Source organism: Clostridium yunnanense (assembly GCF_016595795.1).
Taxonomy (GTDB): domain Bacteria; phylum Bacillota; class Clostridia; order Clostridiales; family Clostridiaceae; genus Clostridium_AR; species Clostridium_AR yunnanense.
Window position 1 is genome coordinate 1 of record NZ_JAENHN010000064.1, and the last position, 23,697, is coordinate 23,697.

Genomic DNA, 23,697 nt, shown 5'->3' on the forward strand with positions numbered 1-23,697 from the left:
TCCGGGGTTCGAGTCCCTGAAGGTCCACCATATTTGGGGGTATAGCTCAGTTGGGAGAGCACCTGCCTTGCACGCAGGGGGTCAAGAGTTCGAATCTCTTTATCTCCACCAAAGTAAACCATGAACATTAAGTTCATGGTTTTTTTGTATTTAAACTTAAAATTATATTAAGAAGAAAGACTTATTATATACATATAAAAATTGGCATATTATAATTATTACTGAAGAATACTCAGTAAAAGATGTAATATAAATTATATGATGGAGAAAAATTATGACTTTTTATAGAGTAAAACAATTTTGGTGGGCTATAATTTGTAATTTTAAGCGGTTAGATGAGGACTATATAAATAGGTACCTAGAAGATCATGAAAAGAGGCTTTTCGATAAACTAAAGAATAGTGATAAACACCATTGTGTAAGAGTATCAAGAGATTCATTAGAAATATATGAAGGCATAAAGGGGGATTTAGATCAATATCAATTGGCAAAGGCAGCTTTATTACATGATATTGGTAAGAGTGAGAGACCTTTAAATTTCATAGAAAAGTCTATTGTTGTCTTATTGGATAAGTTTACTAAAGGAAGAATAAGGAAATATAACAATATAAAAATATTAGATATATATTATAATCATCCTAAAAAGGGGGTTGAAATGCTTGAAAATTATGGTTATGATGACGAATTTCTTCAAGTCATAGGAAATCACCACGACAAAGGATATACTAATAATACAATGCTTAATATAGTAAAAGAAAGTGATAATAAAAATTAGTTGAATTGATATAGGAGGATTTATATGCTCACGGCTAAATTAAGGAAACAAATGATAATTAATAAATTGATAGATTGTTCAGAACCTCAAAAAGGATCTGCATTAGCAAAAGAATTAGGTGTTACAAGACAGGTAATTGTTAAAGATATAGCACTACTAAGAGCAGAAGGTAATAATATCATTGCTACCCCAGATGGTTATATAATTGAAAGGAATACAACTAATAGGATTAATAGAGTAATAGCTGTTAATCATCATATACATGAAATGGAGGATGAATTAGCAACTATTATAAGATATGGCGGTGTTATAGAGGATGTAGTTGTAGAGCATCCTTTATATGGTGAAATAAGAGCTATGCTTAAATTAAGAAATTTTAATGATCTTTCAAATTTTATAGATAAGTTTAATAACCTGAAAGCAGCTCCTTTATCATCATTAACTGGAGGTGTACATATACACACAATATCGACAGAAACAGAAGAGAACATGGTATTAATATTAAATGAACTTAAAAATAAAAAATACTTAATAACAGAATAATTATACCTAATTTATAAATTAAAATATTGGAGGCAAAGAAATTTATGAAAAAGATTTATTGGTTGTTAGCATCGGTTATTATAATAGTTATGCTAATGCTGTCCTTCTCAAACTTAATTGTAAATATACAGTGGTTTAAAGAGGTAGGGTACCTTACTGTATATTTCACTAAACTTATAGCGATATTAAAACTTATGGTACCTATATTTGCAGTTTGCTTTATTGTAGTACATTTTTATCTGAAATCTTTAACTAAAAGTTTGCTTACTCAACTTGATGTAAAGAAGAAAAAGTATATAAAGGTATTTAGTATTTTAGGAAACTTAATATTATCTCTTATAATATCTTATTATACTGCATCAACTTATTGGTATACAATTTTGCAATTCACTAATTCAGTTAGTTTCAATGATAAGGATCCTATATTTGGACATGATATATCATTTTATATATTTAAATTACCACTCATACAGTCATTATATAATGTGTTGTTATCATTAATAATAACTATAGTTGCTATTACAGTTGTATATTATCTAATAGTAAAGTTAAAAAGGAATGTTTCTGATAGAGTTAATTGGAGAACAAGTGGAAATGAAGTATTTAAGAGTTTTGCAGGTAAGCAATTTGCTATAATTTCAGCACTATTAATGTTTATGATATCAGGAGGTTATGTGTTAAAATCATATAGCTTATTGTATAGTGCTAGAGGTACTGTTTTTGGAGCGGGATATGCTGATATAAGGATAACCTTATTATTTTATAGAGCTATAGCTGTAGTTAGTTTAATATCATCAATAATAGTGTTTATTAGTATTCTAAGAGCTAAAATTAAGCCTATTATTACTGTTGCAGCTCTCATATTTGTAATGATTGTTTCTGAACCTATAGTGGCGTCTGTATTTCAGCAGTTTATTGTAAAATCAAATGAAATGGATTTTGAAAAGAAATATATAAGTAATAATATAAATGCTACTAGAAAGGCTTTCAATATAGATAAGATTAAGGAAAATGAATTTGAACCAAAACAGAATTTGAGTGATAAAGTTTTACAAAATAACACAGATATAATAGAAAATTTAAAGGTAAATTCTATAAGTCCTGTGTTAAACTTTTATAATCAAGTTCAAGTAATGAAAAATTATTATAAGTTTAATGACGGTGATACAGATAGATATGATATAAAAGGAAAGTATACTCAAGTATTTGTAGCTCCTAGAGAATTAGATTATAGCAATATAAACACCTGGCAGAATATGCACTTAAGGTATACCCATGGATACGGTATTGCTATGAGCAAGGTAAATTCAGTTACTTCTGAAGGACAGCCAGATTTTGTAATGAAAGATATACCAACAGAAAACTTAACTGATATAAAGTTAGATAATCCTAGAATTTATTTTGGAGAAGGCTCAAATGAATATGTTGTAGTGAATACTGATATAGACGAATTCGATTACCCAAAGGCTGGAGAAACACAAACCAATAGATATAACGGAAGTGCTGGAATTAAAATGAACTTTTTAAATAAGGTGTTATTTTCAGTTAACCAGGGTAATGTTAGAATTCTAATGTCTGGCGATATAAAAGGTGATAGTAAGATAATTCTTAATAGAAATATAATGGATAGAGTTAAGAAAATAGCTCCATTTCTAAGTTACGATAGCGACGCTTATAGTGTTATAAAGGATGGAAGGATATTTTGGGTAGTTGATGCTTATACTACCTCAAATAAGTATCCATATTCTCAGCCTTATAATGGGTTTAATTATATTCGTAATTCAGTAAAGGTTGTAATAGATGCGTATAATGGAGATACAAACTTTTATATTGTTGACAAGAATGATCCGATAGCTGCAAGTTATTCTAAGATATTTAAAGGGTTATTTAAGGATGGAGACACTCTTCCAAAAGAAATAAGAGATCATTTAAGATATCCAAACGATATATTTAATATTCAGTGCGGAGTACTTGGTAAATATCATGTTACTGATCCAACTGTATTTTTTACACAAGATGACTTATGGGAAGTTTCATCAAATATATTGAGTGTTGAAGGAAAAGAAGATGTAAATGAATCGCTATATCTTATGACTAGATTACCTGGAGAAAAAAATCTTGAGATGGTTATGTTTGAATACTTCAATATGAAAGGTAAACAAAACATGGTATCACTTTTAGGGGCTAGAATGGATGGAGATAACTATGGAAAATTAGTAATGTATAAATTCCCTCCACAAAAAACTATATTGAGTCCATCATTATTAAAAAATAAGATATTAGCAGATCCAGATATATCTAAGGAAATAAGTTTGTGGGAAGGAAAAGGTTCAAAAGTAGAATATGGAGATACAGTTATAATACCTATTAATGACTCATTATTCTATTTAGAAACATTATACTTAAAGGCTGATGTACAAAAGTCACTGCCAGAAGTAAGAAAGATAATTTTATCTGACGGAGAAAAAATAGTTGGAGATGAAACTGTAGAAAAAGCTTTGGGAAAATTATTTAATTATACAAATCAATCAAATAAACCAGTAGAAAATAATACAAATAATAATGTTGGAAGTGACAACAATAATATAAGCAAAGATGATATTACTAAGGCAAATGAGTTGTATCAAAAGGCTTTAGAGGCTCAGAAGGCAGGAGATTGGTCTGCTTATGGAGAATATATAAAGCAATTAGGGGATATTCTTAAGAACATGAAAAAGTAATATATGGTGTAAAGTAGATTTATTGATGAATTACTACAACAAGTAGTAATTCATCAATAACATAAGCACTTAGGAGGATAATATGGATTATGATGTTTTGATATTAGGCGGTGGGATAATAGGATGTGCCGTTGCCTATGAGTTATCAAAATACAATTTAAATATAGCAGTTATTGAAAAGGATTATGATGTAGCTGATGATATATCATTTGCTAATACAGCGGTAATATATGATGGATCAGAAACTAAAGATGATCTTATGAGTAGCCTTGAGCATATGGGAAATTCAATACTTGCTGAAATAACTAAGAAGTTTGATGTTCCATTTAAACGGATCGGATCATTGAGAATAGCAGATACTGATGAGTGTGTAAAGATTATTGAAGATATGTATAAGACTGCAAAGAGTAGAGGTATTGATAATATTTATCTAATAGATGATCAAGGGGTCTACGACATAGAACCAAATCTTAGGGTTGGATTTAAAAAAGCATTATACTCTGAAAACACTGCAGTAATATGTCCTTATGATTTAGCTATTGCATATGCAGAGGTTGCTTTTGATAATGGAGTTAACTTTAGATTAGAAGAGGTTGTACAAGATATTCAAAAAATGGCTAGGGGATTTAAGGTAACTACAAATAAGAATAAGTTTACTTGTAAAGTAGTTATCAATACAATTCCAGGAGATAATTATACAATTGATTTAAATAGAACAGTAATTAATGATAGTGAAGGTAAGATGCATTATTTAGTGTTAGATGAAACCTTTGAACATAACTTATCTAACTTAGTTATGAAGATTAATTCGGAAGATAAATTCATATTTCAGACACCGACATTAAGTGGGAGTACACTAGTTGGTATAAACTCAGAAAGATTGTTGGATTTTGATGAAATACTAAGAGAAGCATCTGAAATACTCCCATCTGTCACTAAAGATAATGTGAATAGTATATTTTATGAAGACTATAGAAAAGATGTAATGTTTATTGATGATGATCAATTAATGAAAGGTTATATAAAGGTTACTGGAGATCATTATGCTCATATAACTATTGCGCCTTCTATAGCTAAAATGATTTGTGAAACTATTGTAGATAATCTAAATTCAACATTAAAAAGAAACTTTGTAGATAAAAGAAGAGAATTTTATAGATTTAGAGATATGAGTAAAGAAGAAAGAAATGAAATTATATCATTAGATAAAAGATATGGGAAAATAGTATGTCTATGCAATCAAGTTTCAGAAGGCGAGATAATTGATTCAATAAGAAGACCTTTAGGTGCAAGAACTGTAGAAGGTGTTAAGAGAAGAACTGGAGCAACCTTTGGAAATTGTCAGGGTGCATACTGCATAGATAAAATAATAGATATAATAGCAAGAGAAACAGATAAAAAACTAACGGAAATAGTTGAAGACTCTAAAAATTCTAAGGTTCTTGTATCAAGGATAAAGGAATTTGAAGGTATTTAGTGGAGGATTTATTTTGGAAAATCAAGAGATATTTACTAGTGTAGTTAGAGTTAAGGGGTCGAGTAAATATAATTTAGTCTCAGTTAAGAGTAGTGAGCCTATAGATAAAAGTATATGGTTAGAACTATCGAAGGTTTTATCAAGAATATATGTTGGAGCACCGATGTATATGGGAGATATAGTATGTAAGAATATATTAAATACTGGAATAGATATAATAAGTACAACAAATATAACAAAAGATTAATAAATTTAATATTTATAGCAATAAATGTTGACAATATATCAATAGGTGGAATATAATAAATTAAATTATATAAATAAACTGCTGATAAGGCTAGTAATAATTATCAAATTTTTAGAGAGTCGATGGTTGGTGTAAATCGATATTTTGTAATTATGAATCCACCTTTGAGGGACTACGATGAGTAGTACGGGTATACCGTTATATAAATTGAGAGGATAAAAAGATTATATCTTTTTATCAACTAGGGTGGCAACGCGGAGCTTTTCGTCCCTATATGGGATGATAGCTCTTTTTTATTTTGTTTAAATATGCCCATGTGTTAAGTAAAGAGCTACTAAAGAGTATCACATACTAAAAATAGTTTGTATTAATTAAGAAAGTCAAAGCCCAAGATATTTCTTATAATCAATTTAGTTTTATATGTAGGTTACTTATATTCAAGTTAAAAATCAATTTATATAAATTTAAAATCACTAAGCCCAGTGTATTAAAAAACTATAAGTTGCTTTAAACATGAAAATGCTAGTAGCTCGTTACTATCAAATATATTATACAAGAAAGATACAGTTAAATGTAGAGTTATTTCGTATTTAGCTGTATCTTTCTTGTATGCTTTAAAAATTGTCAAAAATATGCTGTTAAATTAATTACTTTTGCAATGAAGATCACCTTTATAGAAATGTTTATAAAAATATTTAAATTAAGTTGTATTTTATGTTGACATAATATATATAGCTTGATATAATATCAAATGTAGCACGGAGAGATGGTCGAGTTGGTTTAAGGCACCGGTCTTGAAAACCGGCGTACGGGTGACCGTACCGTGGGTTCGAATCCCACTTTCTCCGCCATTTTTTTTATAAAAAATTAATTTGTAGGACACATGGAGAAATACTCAAGTGGCCGAAGAGGCGCCCCTGCTAAGGGCGTAGGTCGGGTAACCGGCGCGAGGGTTCAAATCCCTCTTTCTCCGCCAGAAGCATTTAGTTTTTACTAAATGTTTTTTTTATTACCTAAAAATCAGTGGTGGAAGCAAAACATAATGTAAAAGAGCTCGTTTTTTTGTAGGTAAGTATGAGAATTTTAGTTGGATAGAATATATATTTCAACGGGTTTAGAAGTTTTTTATGGGTATACAATAAAGAGACAAAACTTATAGATAATCAAATTTTATTATATTTTGGTACATAGATTTTATAAATTTGATTATACTATTATAATGTTGAGACAATATGATTAATAAAATTAAGTAATTGTGGTTCTACTAATATATTTCATAAAAAGTTCCAATAAAAATTCAAATACTATGTTGACATAATATTTCTTAGTTGATATAATAAAAATTGTCGTTGACATGGAGAGATGGTCGAGTTGGTTTAAGGCACCGGTCTTGAAAACCGGCGTACGGGTGACCGTACCGTGGGTTCGAATCCCACTTTCTCCGCCATTTAAATAAGTAAATGTTAATTTGTAGGGCATTTGGAGAAATACTCAAGTGGCCGAAGAGGCGCCCCTGCTAAGGGCGTAGGTCGGGTAACCGGCGCGAGGGTTCAAATCCCTCTTTCTCCGCCAGCAACACTCAGTTGAAAGACTGAGTGTTTTTTTGTTATATATAATAATACCTAAAGGTTATAAATAGTAAGTTATAAATTTTAGGTATTATTATTAAAGTATCCATTTCATTACTGAAGCATATAATGATAAAGCATAATAATATTACATGAAGATTTTAGTATGAAGAAAGATATATTAACAAAGATAATGATTAAGTCTCCAGAAGTTTACTTTGATAAAGACAGTAGAATTGCATTTATTAGTGATTGTCATAGAGGGGATGGGACTTATAAAGATGATCTTATGCCAAATGCTAATATATATATGACTGCATTAAACTATTACTATAGAAACAATTTTACTTATATTGAAATTGGAGACGGAGATGAATTGTGGAAAGTTAAAAATATAGAAGACATATATAATACTTATCCAGACATATTCAAGCTTCTTTTAAAGTTTAAGTATGACAATAGATTATATATGTTATATGGAAATCATGATGAGATAAAGGCTACTAAAAAGTTCAAGCATATGATAGATAGAATAGATAGGAATGAAGAAGAGAGTGATGTCTATAATCTATTTCATGATTTGCCAATATACGAAGGGTTAATATTAAATTATGAAAACTTAAAAAAGCTATTTGTAATACACGGTCACCAAGTTGATAAGATAAGTAATAATCTCGAACCATTTGCTTCATTTTTAGTTAGATATGTTTGGTCGTTTTTAGAAGGTCACTTAGGATTTAAAAATGGTACCAGTCCTGCAAGAAGTAATACTAAGAGAAAAAAAGTAGATAAAAAGCTTCAACAATGGGTAAAGTTAAACAACCAACCAATAGTAGCAGGCCACACGCATAGATCAAGACTACCTCAGCCTGATGAAATACCATATTTTAATGATGGATGTTGTATTCATCCATATTCAGTAAGTTCCATTGAAATAGAAAGAGGGAAGATATCTCTAATTAAGTGGAGTATAAAGTCTTTAGAAAATGGTGTTCTTACAGTTAGGAGAGAAATAATTGGGGGGCCAGAATCATTAGTTAATTATAAAATAATATAAGTGATTACAAAACTTTTTATAGACTAAACAAGTGTATATATTGAACCAAATATTTACAGGGTATATAATAAAAGAGTATCATTGCTTGCTTAAGAAGGTGTAAGTTTGTTAAAAGGAAAGAAGATATATTTAAGGTCAGTGGAAAAAAGAGATGTAAATATATTTTATAATTATTCTACTGATAAAGAGATTCGAAAGTTTGATGGTGGAAACATGATTCTCCCTTCAATAGAATCTGTTATGCAACATTTTGATGAGATAATGAATATATCTAGAAAAACATTAAGCATAATAAATGAAAAAGGGGTATTAGTAGGATATCTCACGTACAAAGAGTTTGAAGATACAAATAATATATACTCCATTGGAATTACTATTGGAAGTCAATTCTGGGGAAGAGGATATGGACAGGATTCTATAAAGGTTTTATTGGAATACCTATTCATGTATAGAGGGGCACAAAGAGTTGAACTAGAGGTTGTTGATTATAATACTAGAGCCATAAGTTGCTATGAAAAGTGTGGGTTTATAGTTGAAGGAAAGAAAAGAAAAAGATATTTTGCGCAAGGCCAATATCATGATACTTTAATAATGGGAATATTAAAAGAAGAATTTGATAATATAAAGAGCGATGATACAAAATAATATTAAAATATAAAGAAATTTATTAACATGGATAATGAAAATTATCCATGTTTTTGTCATAGATAGAATTAGTTAATTAAACTAAAAGTTTCATATATGGGTTATAATTATAATAGAACTTAGGTTTGGTATGTGTATTCATAGTGATAGTCTATTTATACTATTAAAGATACGCATAAATAATCAGGTTGACTATTAATGGTGTCTTTATTACGTAAATAGATCTTATTTTGGAACTGATATATTTGAAACAGTTTTAAATAAAATCTAGAGGTTACTATTAATAGTTAAGGTCGGAACTCTATATAAGTGTTATTGGTAACAAATATTATAGATAATTAAACTATATGGATAAAGTCAGGAGAAAATCTATGGGAATAAAGTTTATATACGGAAGAGCCGGTAGTGGTAAAAGTTATTATTGCATAGAACAAATTAAAAATAAAATTGAACAAGGAAAAGAAAATAAATTAATACTTTTAGTTCCAGAGCAAATTACATTTCAAACAGAAACAAGGTTGTTAAAGCATATTGGAGAAAAAAGTGTGCTTAAAGCTGAGGTATTAAGTTTTAAAAGAATGGCTCATAGAGTATTTAATTTTTGTGGAGGGATAACACATAAGCGCATGAATGAGGCTGGAAGGAATATGCTTATTTTTAAGGTGCTAGAAGAAGTTAGTGATAAACTAAGCGTATTTTATAGAGCTTCGAAACAGCAAGGGTTCATAGATATAGTTTCTAAAACTATAACAGAATTTAAGAAATATAATATTACCTCGGAAATATTGAGGGCTACAATGCAGGCTATAAGAGAAGATGATGATGAATTAAAAATGAAATTAAATGATTTATCAATTATATTTGATAAGTTTAATGAAGTTCTTCACAAGAATTACATAGACTCAGAAGACGAATTGAATATGTTATCGGGTAAACTTGATAATTGTAATATTTTTGATGGTTCAGATATATGGGTTGATGAATTTACTACTTTTACTCCTCAACAATTAAAGGTTCTTGGCAAGCTTATGCAAAAAGCAAATAACTTATATTTTGCTTTAACTTTAGATGAAACTCATGGTGTAGATGAAACTGATATATTTAATGTAATTAAGAATACAGAAAAGAAGCTTATGAGAATAGCAGCAGAAAATAGAATTCCTTATGACGGATATTTAGATTTAAATAGTAGAGAAAACTTTAGATTTAAGGAGAGCAGGGAATTAAATCATTTAGAAAAACACTTTTTTACATACCCGTTTATACCCTATAAGTGGTCTAACGGAGATATAAGAATATATAAGGCAAATAATAACTATGATGAAGTAGAAGTTGTAGCAAAAGACATATTAAGATTGGTAAGAGACGAAGGTTATAGGTATAAAGATATATCTGTAGTATGCAGAAACCTAGATGAATATGAAAAAATAACCTCAGTGATTTTTAATCAGTATGATATTCCATACTTTTTAGATAAAAAGAGAGATATAGTTAGCAATCCTCTTATAGTACTTATAACCTCAGTATTTGAAATATCGTCAAGAAACTGGTCTTATGAAAGTGTATTTAAGTATCTAAAGACAGGACTTACAGGCCTTAATAGTGATTATATAGATATTTTGGAGAATTATGTTTTATCCAATGGCATAAGAGGCAAGAAGTGGCTTGAAGATTGGTGGGAGTATCCTGTTGATAGATATCATTCAAATAAAGATGAGATATCGAATGAAGAAAAACAAAGATTAGCTCTTATTAATGATGTAAAAGATGAGGTTAGGCAGCCTTTAATAGACTTCTACACTAATATCAAAGGAAAACGTACGGTAAGAGATATTTGTATAGCTTTATATGACTTTATGACATCACTTGGTATTATTGAAAGAATGGAGAACTTATCTAGAATATTTGAAGAAAAGAATATTGGGGATAAAGCAAAGGAGTATGAGCAGGTAGTAGAGATAATTATGGAAGTATTAGATCAAGCTGTAGATGTAATGGGAGAAGAATTTATTGATCCTAATGATTTTATTAAGATACTTAATGTAGGTTTTGAAAAGTATGAGATTGGTCTCATTCCAGTTGCTTTAGATCAGGTTAATATAGGGGAGATATCAAGAATTAGAAGTAGAGAGTTAAAAGCCTTGTACATAGTAGGTACTAATGACGGTGTGTTTCCAGCTTCTAATAAGGATGAAGGTATACTTTCAGATACAGATAGAGAACTTTTAAGAAATCAAGGTGTAGAACTTGCATCAGATACTAAAACAAAAGCCTTTGAAGAGCAGTTTTTAATTTATTCAACCTTGACTATGTGTAGTAACTATCTGATGATAACTTATCCTTTAGCGGATTTTGAGGGGAAATCCTTAAGACCATCTATTATAATACCTAGACTTAAAAAGATATTTCCAAGGATTAAAGAAGAAAGTGATATCTTTAGAGAAAATAATGATGCTTTAGAAAAGGTAGTTGCACCTGTTCCAACCTTTAATGAGCTTATTGGTGCTTTAAGAAGAGATTTTGATAAAAAGGAAATTGAAGCATACTGGTCAGAAGTTTATTCCTGGTATAAGAGTAAACCTCAATGGAAGGAAAAAGCAGATAATATATTTAAAGGGCTAAAATATACTAATCAAGAACAGGATATATCTAGAGATAAGATAAAAAAGATATATGCTAGTAATGATAAACTTTTGTTTAATGTATCTAGAATAGAAAAATATGCTCAGTGTCCTTTTGCTTATTATGTTCAGTATGGATTAAAAGCAAAGGATAGAAAGGTATATGAGTTTACTCCACCTGACCTTGGAAGTTTTATGCATAATGTTCTAGATGAATTTACTAATTACGTAAGAGATAAGGAAATACAGTGGAGTGATCTAGATAGAGAAAGTTGTAAAGGTATAATCTCAGAAATAGTAGATAAGCAAGTTGGAGAAAGTTCTGCTTCTATATTAAATAGTTCAAAAAGATATAAGTATTTTACAGATAGATTTAAAAATATATTAACTAAGTCGGTTACGGTAATATCTGAACATATGAGAAGGAGTAATTTTGATATATTTAGAAATGAGTTTGAATTTGGTAGCTATAAAGATAGTGAACCAATAAAACTTAAGCTTATATCAGGTGATGAGGTTTATTTAACAGGTAGGATAGATAGAGTAGACACAGTTGAACTTGAAGGGGAAACTTATATTAGAATAATAGATTATAAGTCTGGAAGTAAAGAATTTGATCTTAATCAGCTTTATTATGGTCTCCAGATTCAGCTATTAGTTTATTTAGATGCATTGATTAAAAACTCAAAGTATTTTTTAGATAAGCAAGTAGTACCTGGTGCTATACTATATTTTAGGATTGATGATCCTATAATAAAGTCCAAAAGAGATCTAAGTGATGATGAAATAAAGGAACAGATTCTTAAGAAGCTAAAGATGGATGGACTTATGCTTAAGGACATAAAGTTAGTTAAAGCTATGGATAAAACTATGGAAACTTATTCTTTAATTATCCCGGCAGCTTTTAAGAAAGATGGAGATTTTACAAAGCAAAGTGCTGTGGTGACAGAAGAACAGTTTAACATATTAAGAAAATATGTTAATGAAAAAATGATAGAGCTATGTGAGGAAATGCTAAGTGGACGTATAAAGATAGAGCCATCAAAGGATGGTAGATTTACGTATTGTAATTTTTGTAATTACTCTTCAATATGTCAATTTGATATAAGTTTAAAAGACAATACTCATAAACTTATAAGAAAACATAGTGATGAAGAGTTATGGAAGGAAATATCAAGTACAGTAGAAGAGCATCAAAGGGGTGAAAGGTAATGGGAGAAACTAAATGGACTGCAGAACAACTTAGTGCTATAACAACCAGAAAACGAAATTTACTAGTGGCAGCTGCAGCAGGATCAGGTAAAACTGCAGTACTGGTTGAGAGAATAATAAGAATGATAACTGAAGGCGAAGAGCCTGTAGATATAGATAGTCTTTTAGTAGTTACCTTTACTTCAGCTGCAGCGGCAGAGATGAGAGAAAGAATAGGAGATGCTATATCGAAAGCTTTAGAACATTCTCCTAATTCAAAAGTTTTACAAAGGCAGTTAGCATTGCTCAATAGAGCAAATATAACTACTATGCACTCTTTTTGTTTAGATGTTATAAAAAATAATTTTCACCACATAGACCTAGATCCTAACTTTAGAATAGGTGATGATACAGAATGTACATTAATAAGAAACGAGGTAGTAAGTGAACTATTCGAAGACAGGTATGATCAAGATGATGATAGCTTTAAAAAACTAGTTGATTCATATGGTCAAGGAAAAGATGATAGTAAGCTCCAACAGATGGTTTTAGACCTGTATCAGTTTTCTATGAGCGAACCGTGGCCAGAAGCTTGGCTTAAAGAAAAGTGTGAAGATTTAAATATATGTAGTGAAGAAGAGCTTAATAATAGCCATTGGGCTAAGATATTAATTAATAATGTAGAAATAGAGTTAGAAACTTTTGAGAGGTTGCTAAATGGAGCTAAGGAACTTTGTGAAACAACAGAGGGGTTAGAACCATACTTGACTAATATTGATGATGATATAAATCAAATTGTAAGCATTAGGGAAGGAATTCCTGGTGGATTAAGCTCTGTGTATAACAAGATAGAAGGGTTAAGTTTCTCAAAACTGAAGTCTGTAAAGAAGAATCAAGTATCGGACGAAGAGGCCCAACAGAGGGTTAAGGATATAAGAGATGATGTTAAGAAAAAGCTAAATAAGATGAAAGAAGATATATTCTCCATATCACCCGAAGAAGCTGTTAAAGATTTTAAAATATTATATTTTCTTATAAATGAACTAGTAGGTCTAGTGTTAGAATTTGATAAAAGATATAAGGGTAAGAAGAGGGATAGAGGTATTTTAGATTTCAATGATCTGGAGCATTTATGTCTTAAGGTACTTACTGAACAAGGCGAAGCTGGACAAATAATTTCATCCTCAGTAGCTAAAGAATTTAAAAATAAGTTTAGTGAAGTATTGGTTGATGAGTACCAAGATACAAATAACATACAAGAAACTATAATAAGTATGGTTTCTAGAAAAGAAGAAGAAGATCCTAATGTATTTATGGTTGGTGATGTTAAACAAAGTATATATAGATTTAGACATGCAAAGCCAGAGTTATTTTTAAATAAATATAATAGCTATCCTACAGATGGAAGTCATGACATGAAGATAATGCTTTATAAGAACTTCAGAAGTAGAAAAGAAGTTATTGATGGAGTAAATTATATATTCAATATGCTTATGTCAAAATCAGTTGGAGAACTTGAGTATGATGAGAATGAGGCTTTGAATCTTGGTGCTGATTATAAAGATTTAGATATAGAAAATGTATATGATATAGAAGATGAAGTTAATACACAGGATATAGAGATAGCTGGAGATATAGAAGTACATATCTTAGATAAATCAGCTAAAAAAGAGGAAAGTGAAGAAACTGAAGTACTAGAAACTGACGTGCAAGAAGATACCCAAAACGAAGAAGCAGAAGAAGACCTAGATTCTATACAGATTGAAGCAAGAATAGTTGCTAAAAGGATACATGAACTAATGAATGCTTCTAATGGTAAGAAGTATTTGGTTTGGGATAGAGGATTAGATAAGTATAGAAGACTTAAATATAAAGACGTAGTAATACTTTTAAGAGCAACAAAGAACTGGTCAGAAGTCTTCGTGGATGAACTTGGACAAAGTGGGATACCTGTTTATGCTGATACTGGTACAGGATATTTTGATACTATTGAAATTAGAACAATAATGTCTCTTCTTCAAGTAATAGATAATCCTATGCAAGATATTCACATACTATCTGTTTTAAGATCACCTATATTTTTATTTTCCTCTGAAGAGTTAGGAGATTTAAGATTACTAGATAAAGAAAAGTATTTTTATGAAGTATTAAAAACTATAAGTGAAGGTAACTTAAATAGTGAAGCTTCTGATATTAATATAAGTGATGAACTTAAGAGAAAATGCACCTATTTTACTGAAAAGCTTAAGTTATGGAGAGAAAAAGCTCTTTATATGCCAATCGATGAGTTTATATGGTATTTATATATGGACACTTCATATTATGGGTATGCAGGGGCTATGCCTAATGGAGTGCAAAGACAGGCTAACTTAAGAATATTATTTCAAAGAGCTAAACAATATGAAAAGACAAGTTTTAAAGGTTTATTTAATTTCATAAACTTCATAAATAAGCTGAGAAAGTCTTCGGGAGATATGGGAAGTGCTAAGATACTTGGGGAGAACGAGGATGTAGTAAGGATTATGAGTATCCATAAGAGTAAGGGGTTAGAATTCCCGGTAGTATTCTTATCAGGATGCGGAAAACAATTTAATCTCATGGATTTAAATAAAGAAATATTATTCCATGATGAATTAGGTTTTGGCCCGGAATATATTGATGTGGATAGAAGAATAAGTTATACCTCTTTGCCAAAACATGCGATAAAGATGAGATTCAAACTTGAAGCTCTTTCTGAAGAGATGAGAGTACTATATGTTGCTTTCACAAGAGCAAAAGAAAAACTTATAATAACTGGAGCTGTTTCAAATCTTGAGAAAGTAACTAAACGATGGTGTTCTGCAGCTGCATTAAGTGATGATAAGATACTATCTTCAGAAGTTTTAAAGGGTAAGAGTTATATGGACTGGATAGGTATGGCTCTTGCTAAACATAAAAATGGTGAAGAGTTAAGGAAGAGTAGCAATACAATTGTGGATTATATTAAAAGTGACTTCTCTGCATGGGATATAAAATATTGGTCAAAGAATGATGTGATTGTGGATGAAAAATTAGAAGCTGTGGATGAAATTGAAGATGAATCACAGGAAAGAAGACTCTTTATATATAAAGATACTGGTGAAATAAATGAAGATATAGAGAGAAGATTAGACTTTCAATATAAGTTCAAGAGTTCTACCAGTATCACGGCAAATATATCAGTATCAGATTTAAAACGTGCATCTTATGAGGAAGATCAGAATGAGATAGAGACTATATATAAAGGCGATAGAATGATTAAACCTCAGTTCTTACAAGAAGAAAAAGGATTATCTGCCGCTGAACGAGGTACAATAGTACATTTTGTTATGCAGCATATAGAACTTGGAAAGGTAAGAAGCAGAGAAGAGGTTAAAGATCAACTTGAAGAAATGGTGCAAGGAGAATTTTTAACTAAAGAACAAGCTAAAGTAGTTAACGTAAGTAAGGTTTTTAAGTTTTTCCAAAGTGATATAGGAAAAAGAATTATTGAAGCGTATGAAAATGGTAGCATGCTTTATAGGGAGCTGCCTTTCTTTACAGAGATACCAGCATACCTTGTGGATAAATCTTTATCTAAGGAAGAAACAAAAGATGAACTAGTAAGACTGCAAGGAGTTGTTGACTGCTTCTTTGAGGAAGAGGATGGGTTGGTTTTAGTTGATTACAAGACTGATTATGTTGAGGAAGGTAATGAACAATCAATAAAGGATAGATATGAAGTGCAGCTAAGTTATTATTCTGATACTCTAGAAAAGATAACAGGAAAGAAAGTTAAAGAAAAATATCTTTACTTATTTGGCTTAGATAAAGAAGTTAAATACTAAATAAAGATGTACCAATTTAATCTGAAGAATATTTTCAACATATCTCTGGTTTGTGGAATAATACTTTGAAAATATAATTTAAAAATGAGATAGTATTTCTAAAGTATACAAAGATAAGAATATATAAGTTTGCACAATGTAAATTTATATATTCTTTTTTGTATGGAAAATATAGTGATTATATAGCGTTGAATATAAATTTCATTTATATTATTGCCTTCTAGGGCAAGGAGGAAAGTTCATAACAAATAATCTACAAAATATATCTAAATAAAAAAACATATATAGGGATGAAAACGAAGCTTGCTATAAGTGAGGTTGCATTTAATATTGAAGCAAATTTGTAATCTCCATCATATTCTCTGGCAACAATAGCAACTGTATTCATAACAGGCATAGCAGACATTACTATAAATACCTGTTTCATTAATAAAGGAAATGAAGTGAAGCTTAGAAGTACGAAAGCGGCTACAGGAGATATTATGAATCTTCCTATAAGGATAAAAATAGAATCTTTGTCCACTTTCATTTCACTATAGTTCATACTGGAGAGTATAGAACCTATAAATATTGTAGATAAAGGAGTTGTTAAGTTTCCTAGATACTTACAGCTATCTAAAATAAAGATAGGCAACTTAATTTGTAGAAGTATCAGTATAGCTGAAAATATAAAAGCTACTAAAGGAGCAGATATAATATTTCTTAAATTTTCTTTTGAAAAGAATTTATTATTAATATTTCTACCATCTTGTCTTATATCATAGGCAGCTATAGACCAAAAGAACAAGGTATTTATTATATAATATATTAATATATAAGGAAGAGCTTGTTCTCCAAAGATAGATATATTTACTGGCAGCCCTACAAATATAGTATTGGATAAACCAAATAAGGCCCTAAAAACTCCCTTTCTATTAATAGAAAGGCAAAAGGCCTTATATATGATAGATCCAACTAAATAAGTTAAAGTTATACATAAAAATGCAACTATATATCCACCTAGGGATCCTATGAATTGTTCTCTAGTAAAGCTACTATTTAAGTTGGCTATCATAAATGCAGGGAGTGATATATTAATTACTAATTTAGACATTAAGTTGTCTGCATTTTCATTGAACCATCCTTTTTTACCTAAGAAAAATCCAACTCCTATTAGAATTACAAGGGTAAGTACTCCGTTAAAGGCACTAATAATCATAATAAAATCTCCTCTGCAATTACTAAGATTACTTGTTATAAACTATATATTGTTTTGCTAAGTTAAGTAAAATTTCCCTAGTATTTAAGTTTGGATCTTTAAGAACCTTTTCTAATAGATGGCTTAATAAGTTACCTAGCTCTTTTCCAGGCTTTAAGTTTAGTTCATTAATTAAGTCATTTCCGTTTATAGCTAAGTCTTTTGAAGCTAGTGGTGCTTTTGAGTTTAAAATTTCTGTAATTCTACTCTCCATTTTATCAACATGTTCAAGGTATAAAAATGGAGGAGCAGAGGATAATATATCAGCTCTTTGAAGTTTAAATAAGTCATAAACTAAATCTTTACCAACTCTATTTATCATCCTCTTTAAAGCGACGTCTTTAGCGTTTACTAGTACATTCATATGTTCCTTTATTAATGTACATGACATGTTAGAAGTTGCATTATCCATTCTAAGACGTCTAAATATCTTTCTTGAAAGATGCTCGCCTTTATTATTATGTCCGTAAAAATGCCCAATGTTATTTTCATCTAGAGTAAAACATATTGGTTTTGCAATATCGTGAAATAAGGCGGCAAGTCTTAAATGAACTACTTTTGGCACCTTTTCTACAACTGAGAGTGTATGATTGAATATATCTTTATCATGATAAGGAGTATGCTGATCAAAGCCAATACAAGTATCTAGTTCGGGAATTATATGTTTAAGTATTTTTGTATCAGCTAAAAGCTTAAGGCCTATACTAGGGTTATCTGACATTATTATTTTAATAAACTCATCGCGTATTCTTTCAAAACTTATATTTTTTATAAGGTGGTTATTTTTTATAATTGATGAAAAAGTATTTTCTTCTATATCAAAACTAAGCTGAGAAGCGAATCTAATTGCTCTCATCATTCTTAAAGCATCTTCATTGAATCTCTTATCAGGATCTCCAACTGCTTTTATTAGTTTATTACTTATATCATCCTTACCACCAAAATAATCTATTAAGCCTAAGTTATTATTATAGGCCATTGCATTTATAGTAAAGTCTCTTCTAGATAAATCTTCTCTTATATCAGATACAAACTGAACTGACTCAGGTCTTCTATTATCTATATATTCGCCATCAATTCTATAAGTAGTTACTTCAAAGCTATTACCCTGAACAATAACGGTTATAGTTCCATGCTGTATTCCTGTAGGGATTGTTTTATCAAATAAACCTTGGATTTTCTCTGGAAGAGCGTTTGTAGTTATATCGTAATCATTAGGTGTAACACCTCTTATATTATCTCTAACACATCCACCAACAATAAAGGCTTCAAAACCATTTTCATAAAATCTATCTATTATGAACTGTACTTCCTTTGGTATATTCATACTAAGACCTCCTGTAAAATTTTATAAGACTATAAGAATTATTGGTTTACAAATTATTAAGAATAAACATTTTCTATATCAAAACTTGATTTATACTTAAGGTTTTATTTTTTTACTCTACTGCCAGAACCAAGAAGAGTTTAAGAAATAAATTTTGCAGTGAAGTGTTTCATCTTTAATATAGCCATTATATGCTAATTTAAGTATATAATATATTATAAGCATTTAAATAAAATATTTTACTTGTTTATGTTTATGATTAGTAAACTAAAGATATAATTATTAATAGTATATTGACGAAAGGATGTAAAGCGTATTGGGTATAGAGTTAAGAAAGATAAGTGAATTTGAACAAAATGAAAGAGTAGAAGGATTCTTTTTGATTAAGTCGGTAAGTTTAAAGACAGCAAATGCCAATGGTAAAAAGTACTTGGATTTTGCATTAGGAGATAGTACTGGTGAGATAGCAGGAAAGCTATGGGAAGTTAATAATGAAAATGAAAGTTTATTTAAGGAAAATACCATTGTTAAAATAAGAGGAATGGTGTCTGCTTGGCAAGGAAATCTTCAACTTAAGATTGAAAAGATAAGAAACATAGATCAAGGAGATAATGTAAATATTCAAGACTATGTTCAAAGTGCTCCATTTGATAGTGAATACATGTTTGACAAGGTAAAAGAATATATTGAAAGAATCAAGAATCAAGATATAAAGAATATTGTTGGATATTTATTTAACGATTCTAAAGATAAATTAATGTATTATCCAGCTGCGAAAAAGAATCATCATGCCATAAGAGGTGGATTACTTTATCATATAATGACAATGCTTAACGTAGCTGAAAACTTAAGCTCAATATATACATTTTTGAATAAGGATTTACTTTATGCTGGAGTAATACTTCATGATCTTGCAAAGATGAAAGAAATGAACTCTAATGAACTTGGCATAGTAGGTGAGTATAGTTTAGAGGGTACATTGCTTGGACATATAACGCAAGGTATAAAGGATGTTGAAGTTGTAGGGGAGAGGTTTAAAGCTGATAGAGAAGTGATAGTATTACTGCAACACATGATACTTTCACATCATTATGAGCCAGAGTATGGAAGCCCAGTAAAACCTATGATAGCAGAAGCTGAGATGCTCCATTATATAGATATAATTGATGCTAGAATGTATGATATAAGAAGAGTTACAGGTGAAACAGAAGAAAAACAATTCTCTGAGAGACTATGGTCACTTGAAAACAGAAGAATATATAATCATAACTTGGATAAACAATAAAGATAAACTAGATAATATTTAAAATGCTCTCTATCGAAATTGACAGGGAGCATTTCATTTTATCTAGTTTATTATTACTTTTGACCCTCTTGTGATATTATCATATATCCATTTAGCGTCTTCTACCTTAAGTCTTACACAGCCATGAGAAGCAGCTTTGCCTAATGTATAGTCTGTTATCTTTGTTTTTGTTTCGTTATAAGGTAATGAATGAAATAAATAGTTGCCATCAAATTGAACCCAGTACTTAGCCCCTTCTTTGTAATCAGTTGAATAGAACCAATCACCTTTCTCTTTTACAGTATATACACCTGAAGGAGTCTCACTTCCTTTTATTCCAGTGGAACAAGAATAATTTTTTAATAAACTCCAATCATTTTTTTTACCCTTAAAAACATAAGTTTTTTGAGCTGATAGGTTTACATAAACTAAATAAGATGTATCAGAAGTAAGATTAAGTGAGTTTATTGTATTTGAATTAATTGTCATTGCTGCAACAGAAGTTGTTTTTGTGGTAGAGTCTGTATTGCTATTCGAATTTGTAGTGCTCTTTGAAGAATCATTTGATGAATTGTTGTTTTTTGATTCATTAGAATTTGAGCTTGTATTCTTAGAGGAATCAGAAGTTAAATTCTTGCTTGTTGAATCTTTATTAAGAAAATTATTTTTTTCATCTTTATACTCATTAATTTTGCTTAATATATCTTTATCATTAGAATAAAATTTAGTGTTATCCTCTAATAAGGTAATAGCTTTAGAAAAATAATTTTCAGAAACTAGTTTCTCAGCTGAGCTTAGGGTTTCTTCTTTTATTGAGTTAATTACGTCTTTTTTATATTCCTCTGCTTTTAGAAAGTTATCATCAAAATTACTAACTTTGTCAAAAGCATTATAAGCTTCTACATAGTTTTTATCTTTATATAGCTTCATGCCTAATGAAAAATTATTAGCGGAGTCATTAAGGAGTGGAATGTTCTTTTTGGCTTCGCTTATCGTATCATTAACTATACCATATCTTTCTACTTCACTTAAAGCAGCTAGTGTAGCTTCATCTGATAAACTATTGTTCTTGTAATTAGACATTAGATCAGATATATATGTTGAGAAATAGTTTTTTAAATCAGTATATAATAATAGCTTTTTTGCAGGATTAAAGTTTCCTTTTGATACCATAAGAGAATTTGCTGTGGAATAATCCTTTTTATCGAAATTAATTTTAAAATCAGTAATTATATCATTATAAGCATAAAAAGAATAAGACATTGCTATGCAAAAAAAAGCTAATAAAAGCATGGTAATAGTTTTTGATAAAGAAAATTTCATTTTTTTCTTTTCCTGTTTTTTTTCTCTTTCTTCTTTTTCTTCTTTTTCCTTCAAACTTCATCCTCCTTACTATTTTAGTTAAATTATTTCCAACTTTACATGAATATAAACAACATTAAGTACTAAAAATTTTTTCAATGGCTAAAATACAAGAAGGAGGGATCAATCGTATGGATAAGAATGTACCTTTTTTAAGTAAGATATATAATTCAATAGCGAAACCTAAGTTTTATATAAAGTTTAATGAACTAAGTTTATCCAGTGCAATAATTTACCTATTTACAGTATCAATAATTTTTGGATTTATAAGCTATATAAGGCCTACATATAATTATTATAAGTTCATGGATACAATACATAATGAAGTAGTATATGAATTTCCAGAGTTTACTTTCAATAAAGGGATTTTGCAGGTAGATGGAAAACAACCTATATTACTAAAAAGAAATGATTATAATATAGTAATAGATACTACAGGGAGAACTGATTTGTCAAAAATAGAAAACTACAATAAAGCTGTATTGATACTTAAAGACAAAGCTTATATAAAGGATGGATCTGGCAGTATAGATGAGACTAGATATAGTATAATAAAGTTTTTAAAGTTTAATAAAACTGAATTTATTCAAACTATATATGATTTTAAGGCTGGAGCTTTCATTATGCTTATATCTGCACCAGTACTATTTTTTCTTTCAAATTTATTTATGGCTTTTATGGTGTCTGCTGTCGGTACGCTGATAAACTCAGTGCTTAAGGCTGGAATTAAATATAGAAACTTGTATAAGCTCAGCTCATATGCCGTTACAACAGCTGTAATTATAAGCTGCATAAGAAGAGTATTAGGAGTTAATATTATGTTTATAAATTATATTTATTTAATTATAAGTTCAATATATATGTTTTTAGCTATAAGAAATATATTAATAACTAATGCTAAAAATATAGAAGAGTAGGTTAGTCTGCTCTTCTTTTTAATTAATTATTATAGTATAATTGCTATATAATGGTATAAGGTGGAGGAGTAGTTAATGCAAAAAAAAGATAATTTTTTTAAAAAATTCTTAAAAGCTATAGTAGATGTAAAGTATTATATTAACTTCAACAGAGAAACTTTAGGAAGAGCTTTTCTATATCTTTTAATAATGTCGATACTTTTAGGCGGCATCAATAGTATAAAAACAGTTTACAGTGTTACAAAAGCAATAAGTTCTGCAGTAAGTGAATTGAATAATAATGATATAGACTTTAGATTAGAAGATGGAGTAATGAACATATCCTCAAGTCCATTTACTTACAAAGATAATGATACTTTAATTATTGTTGATACAACTAAAAACGCTAGTGAGTTTGATAAGTCTATAATCAAAGATAAGAGTCCCAATATGATGTATGTATTTAAAGATAAATTTATAATGAATCAACAGAATGGTCAAAATCAAGATGTAAAGTATTCAGATTTTGGGGCAATCACAGTAACTAAAGAAGGCGTTATTAATTTTATTGGAACCCTAAAATGGCTTTCAATATTGTTAGTGCCATTATTTATGATAGGAATGTTCATAGGACATATGTTCTCAGCTTTAGTAGTGGCTGTAATAGGTATACTTATAAATATAGTTATTAAAGCTAAAGTTGAATTCGGAAATTTATATAAGCTTGCAATTTATGCACTAACCTTGCCAACTGTGATAGATATCGTAAGAGGAGCCTTCAGTCTTCAAGTTCCTCATTTTTATAAGATATATATATTAGTTGCATTAATATATATAGGAATTGTATTGAAGACAATAAAAAATGATGAGATTAATATGGAATTATCCGAACTATAAGAAA

General features: G+C 29.5%; 15 protein-coding genes, 5 tRNA genes and 1 other annotated feature. Of the genes, 17 read left to right on the forward strand and 3 right to left on the reverse strand.

Features of this window, described 5'->3' with window-relative positions:
- Window positions 1–35 precede the first annotated feature (35 nt).
- From JHL18_RS22680 to addA, 14 genes are all read left to right on the forward strand, one after another.
- Window positions 36–111: transfer RNA gene (locus JHL18_RS22680), tRNA-Ala, on the forward strand.
- A 163-nt stretch (window positions 112–274) separates the two neighbouring features.
- Window positions 275–775, forward strand: coding sequence for an HDIG domain-containing metalloprotein (locus JHL18_RS22685; protein ID WP_200273542.1), 501 nt, complete (start codon window positions 275–277; stop codon window positions 773–775).
- 24 nt (window positions 776–799) lie between these two features.
- Entirely contained in the window at window positions 800–1,318 is a 519-nt protein-coding gene (locus JHL18_RS22690) for a transcription repressor NadR (protein ID WP_200273544.1), read from the forward strand.
- Between the two features lie 44 nt (window positions 1,319–1,362).
- A complete protein-coding gene (locus tag JHL18_RS22695) occupies window positions 1,363–4,038 on the forward strand; it encodes a UPF0182 family protein (protein WP_200273546.1) in 2,676 nt (891 codons plus the stop codon).
- An 82-nt stretch (window positions 4,039–4,120) separates the two neighbouring features.
- Window positions 4,121–5,515, forward strand: coding sequence for an NAD(P)/FAD-dependent oxidoreductase (locus JHL18_RS22700; protein ID WP_200273548.1), 1,395 nt, complete (start codon window positions 4,121–4,123; stop codon window positions 5,513–5,515).
- Between the two features lie 13 nt (window positions 5,516–5,528).
- Window positions 5,529–5,762, forward strand: a complete 234-nt coding sequence (locus tag JHL18_RS22705) for a DUF1667 domain-containing protein (RefSeq protein WP_200273550.1) — start codon at window positions 5,529–5,531, stop codon at window positions 5,760–5,762.
- A 72-nt stretch (window positions 5,763–5,834) separates the two neighbouring features.
- Window positions 5,835–6,037: a binding site (T-box leader), on the forward strand.
- Window positions 6,038–6,522: 485 nt separating this feature from the next.
- Window positions 6,523–6,613: transfer RNA gene (locus JHL18_RS22710), tRNA-Ser, on the forward strand.
- A gap of 34 nt (window positions 6,614–6,647) precedes the next feature.
- Window positions 6,648–6,738 (forward strand) — tRNA-Ser (locus JHL18_RS22715).
- Window positions 6,739–7,118: 380 nt separating this feature from the next.
- Window positions 7,119–7,209: transfer RNA gene (locus JHL18_RS22720), tRNA-Ser, on the forward strand.
- 34 nt (window positions 7,210–7,243) lie between these two features.
- Window positions 7,244–7,334: transfer RNA gene (locus tag JHL18_RS22725), tRNA-Ser, on the forward strand.
- A gap of 162 nt (window positions 7,335–7,496) precedes the next feature.
- Entirely contained in the window at window positions 7,497–8,387 is an 891-nt protein-coding gene (locus JHL18_RS22730) for a metallophosphoesterase (RefSeq protein WP_200273552.1), read from the forward strand.
- 105 nt (window positions 8,388–8,492) lie between these two features.
- Window positions 8,493–9,032 carry a GNAT family N-acetyltransferase gene (locus JHL18_RS22735; protein ID WP_200273554.1) on the forward strand — a complete coding sequence of 180 codons (540 nt, stop codon included), beginning with the start codon at window positions 8,493–8,495 and terminating at the stop codon, window positions 9,030–9,032.
- Between the two features lie 371 nt (window positions 9,033–9,403).
- Window positions 9,404–12,865, forward strand: coding sequence for a helicase-exonuclease AddAB subunit AddB (addB, locus tag JHL18_RS22740; protein WP_200273556.1), 3,462 nt, complete (start codon window positions 9,404–9,406; stop codon window positions 12,863–12,865).
- Window positions 12,865–16,689 (forward strand): helicase-exonuclease AddAB subunit AddA, encoded by a 3,825-nt coding sequence (gene addA, locus JHL18_RS22745; protein ID WP_200273558.1) that lies wholly within the window; start codon window positions 12,865–12,867, stop codon window positions 16,687–16,689. Before addB ends, addA begins: the two co-directional genes overlap by 1 nt.
- A 253-nt stretch (window positions 16,690–16,942) precedes the next feature.
- Here addA and JHL18_RS22750 read toward each other — a convergent pair whose 3' ends face one another.
- Both JHL18_RS22750 and JHL18_RS22755 read right to left on the reverse strand, forming a co-directional pair.
- A complete protein-coding gene (locus JHL18_RS22750) occupies window positions 16,943–17,887 on the reverse strand; it encodes an AEC family transporter (protein WP_200273560.1) in 945 nt (314 codons plus the stop codon).
- A 28-nt stretch (window positions 17,888–17,915) separates the two neighbouring features.
- Window positions 17,916–19,253, reverse strand: a complete 1,338-nt coding sequence (locus JHL18_RS22755) for a CCA tRNA nucleotidyltransferase (protein WP_200273562.1) — start codon at window positions 19,251–19,253, stop codon at window positions 17,916–17,918.
- 316 nt (window positions 19,254–19,569) lie between these two features.
- Here JHL18_RS22755 and JHL18_RS22760 point away from each other — a divergent pair, with 316 nt between their 5' ends.
- Window positions 19,570–20,538 carry a 3'-5' exoribonuclease YhaM family protein gene (locus tag JHL18_RS22760; RefSeq protein WP_200273564.1) on the forward strand — a complete coding sequence of 323 codons (969 nt, stop codon included), beginning with the start codon at window positions 19,570–19,572 and terminating at the stop codon, window positions 20,536–20,538.
- 63 nt (window positions 20,539–20,601) lie between these two features.
- Here the strand turns inward: JHL18_RS22760 and JHL18_RS22765 are convergent, their stop codons facing one another.
- Window positions 20,602–21,915: a L,D-transpeptidase gene (locus JHL18_RS22765; RefSeq protein WP_200273566.1), complete on the reverse strand. Its 1,314-nt coding sequence runs from the start codon at window positions 21,913–21,915 to the stop codon at window positions 20,602–20,604.
- Window positions 21,916–22,031: 116 nt separating this feature from the next.
- On the opposite strand from JHL18_RS22765, the gene JHL18_RS22770 reads away from it, so the two are divergent.
- Entirely contained in the window at window positions 22,032–22,817 is a 786-nt protein-coding gene (locus tag JHL18_RS22770) for a DUF1189 domain-containing protein (protein ID WP_200273568.1), read from the forward strand.
- A 75-nt stretch (window positions 22,818–22,892) separates the two neighbouring features.
- The gene (locus JHL18_RS22775; RefSeq protein WP_200273570.1) at window positions 22,893–23,693 is read left to right on the forward strand and encodes a DUF1189 domain-containing protein; all 801 of its coding nucleotides are present in this window, start codon (window positions 22,893–22,895) and stop codon (window positions 23,691–23,693) included.
- Window positions 23,694–23,697: the final 4 nt, after the last annotated feature.

Bases quoted from the DNA above. Each gene is read 5' to 3' on its own strand.
- JHL18_RS22775 (WP_200273570.1), top strand. From the start codon at position 22,893: ATGCAAAAAAAAGATAATTTTTTTAAAAAATTCTTAAAAGCTATAGTA.
- JHL18_RS22730 (WP_200273552.1), top strand. From the start codon at position 7,497: ATGAAGAAAGATATATTAACAAAGATAATGATTAAGTCTCCAGAAGTT.
- addB (WP_200273556.1), top strand. From the start codon at position 9,404: ATGGGAATAAAGTTTATATACGGAAGAGCCGGTAGTGGTAAAAGTTAT.
- JHL18_RS22685 (WP_200273542.1), top strand. From the start codon at position 275: ATGACTTTTTATAGAGTAAAACAATTTTGGTGGGCTATAATTTGTAAT.
- JHL18_RS22755 (WP_200273562.1), bottom strand. From the start codon at position 19,253: ATGAATATACCAAAGGAAGTACAGTTCATAATAGATAGATTTTATGAA.
- JHL18_RS22770 (WP_200273568.1), top strand. From the start codon at position 22,032: ATGGATAAGAATGTACCTTTTTTAAGTAAGATATATAATTCAATAGCG.
- JHL18_RS22700 (WP_200273548.1), top strand. From the start codon at position 4,121: ATGGATTATGATGTTTTGATATTAGGCGGTGGGATAATAGGATGTGCC.
- JHL18_RS22750 (WP_200273560.1), bottom strand. From the start codon at position 17,887: ATGATTATTAGTGCCTTTAACGGAGTACTTACCCTTGTAATTCTAATA.
- JHL18_RS22695 (WP_200273546.1), top strand. From the start codon at position 1,363: ATGAAAAAGATTTATTGGTTGTTAGCATCGGTTATTATAATAGTTATG.
- addA (WP_200273558.1), top strand. From the start codon at position 12,865: ATGGGAGAAACTAAATGGACTGCAGAACAACTTAGTGCTATAACAACC.
- JHL18_RS22690 (WP_200273544.1), top strand. From the start codon at position 800: ATGCTCACGGCTAAATTAAGGAAACAAATGATAATTAATAAATTGATA.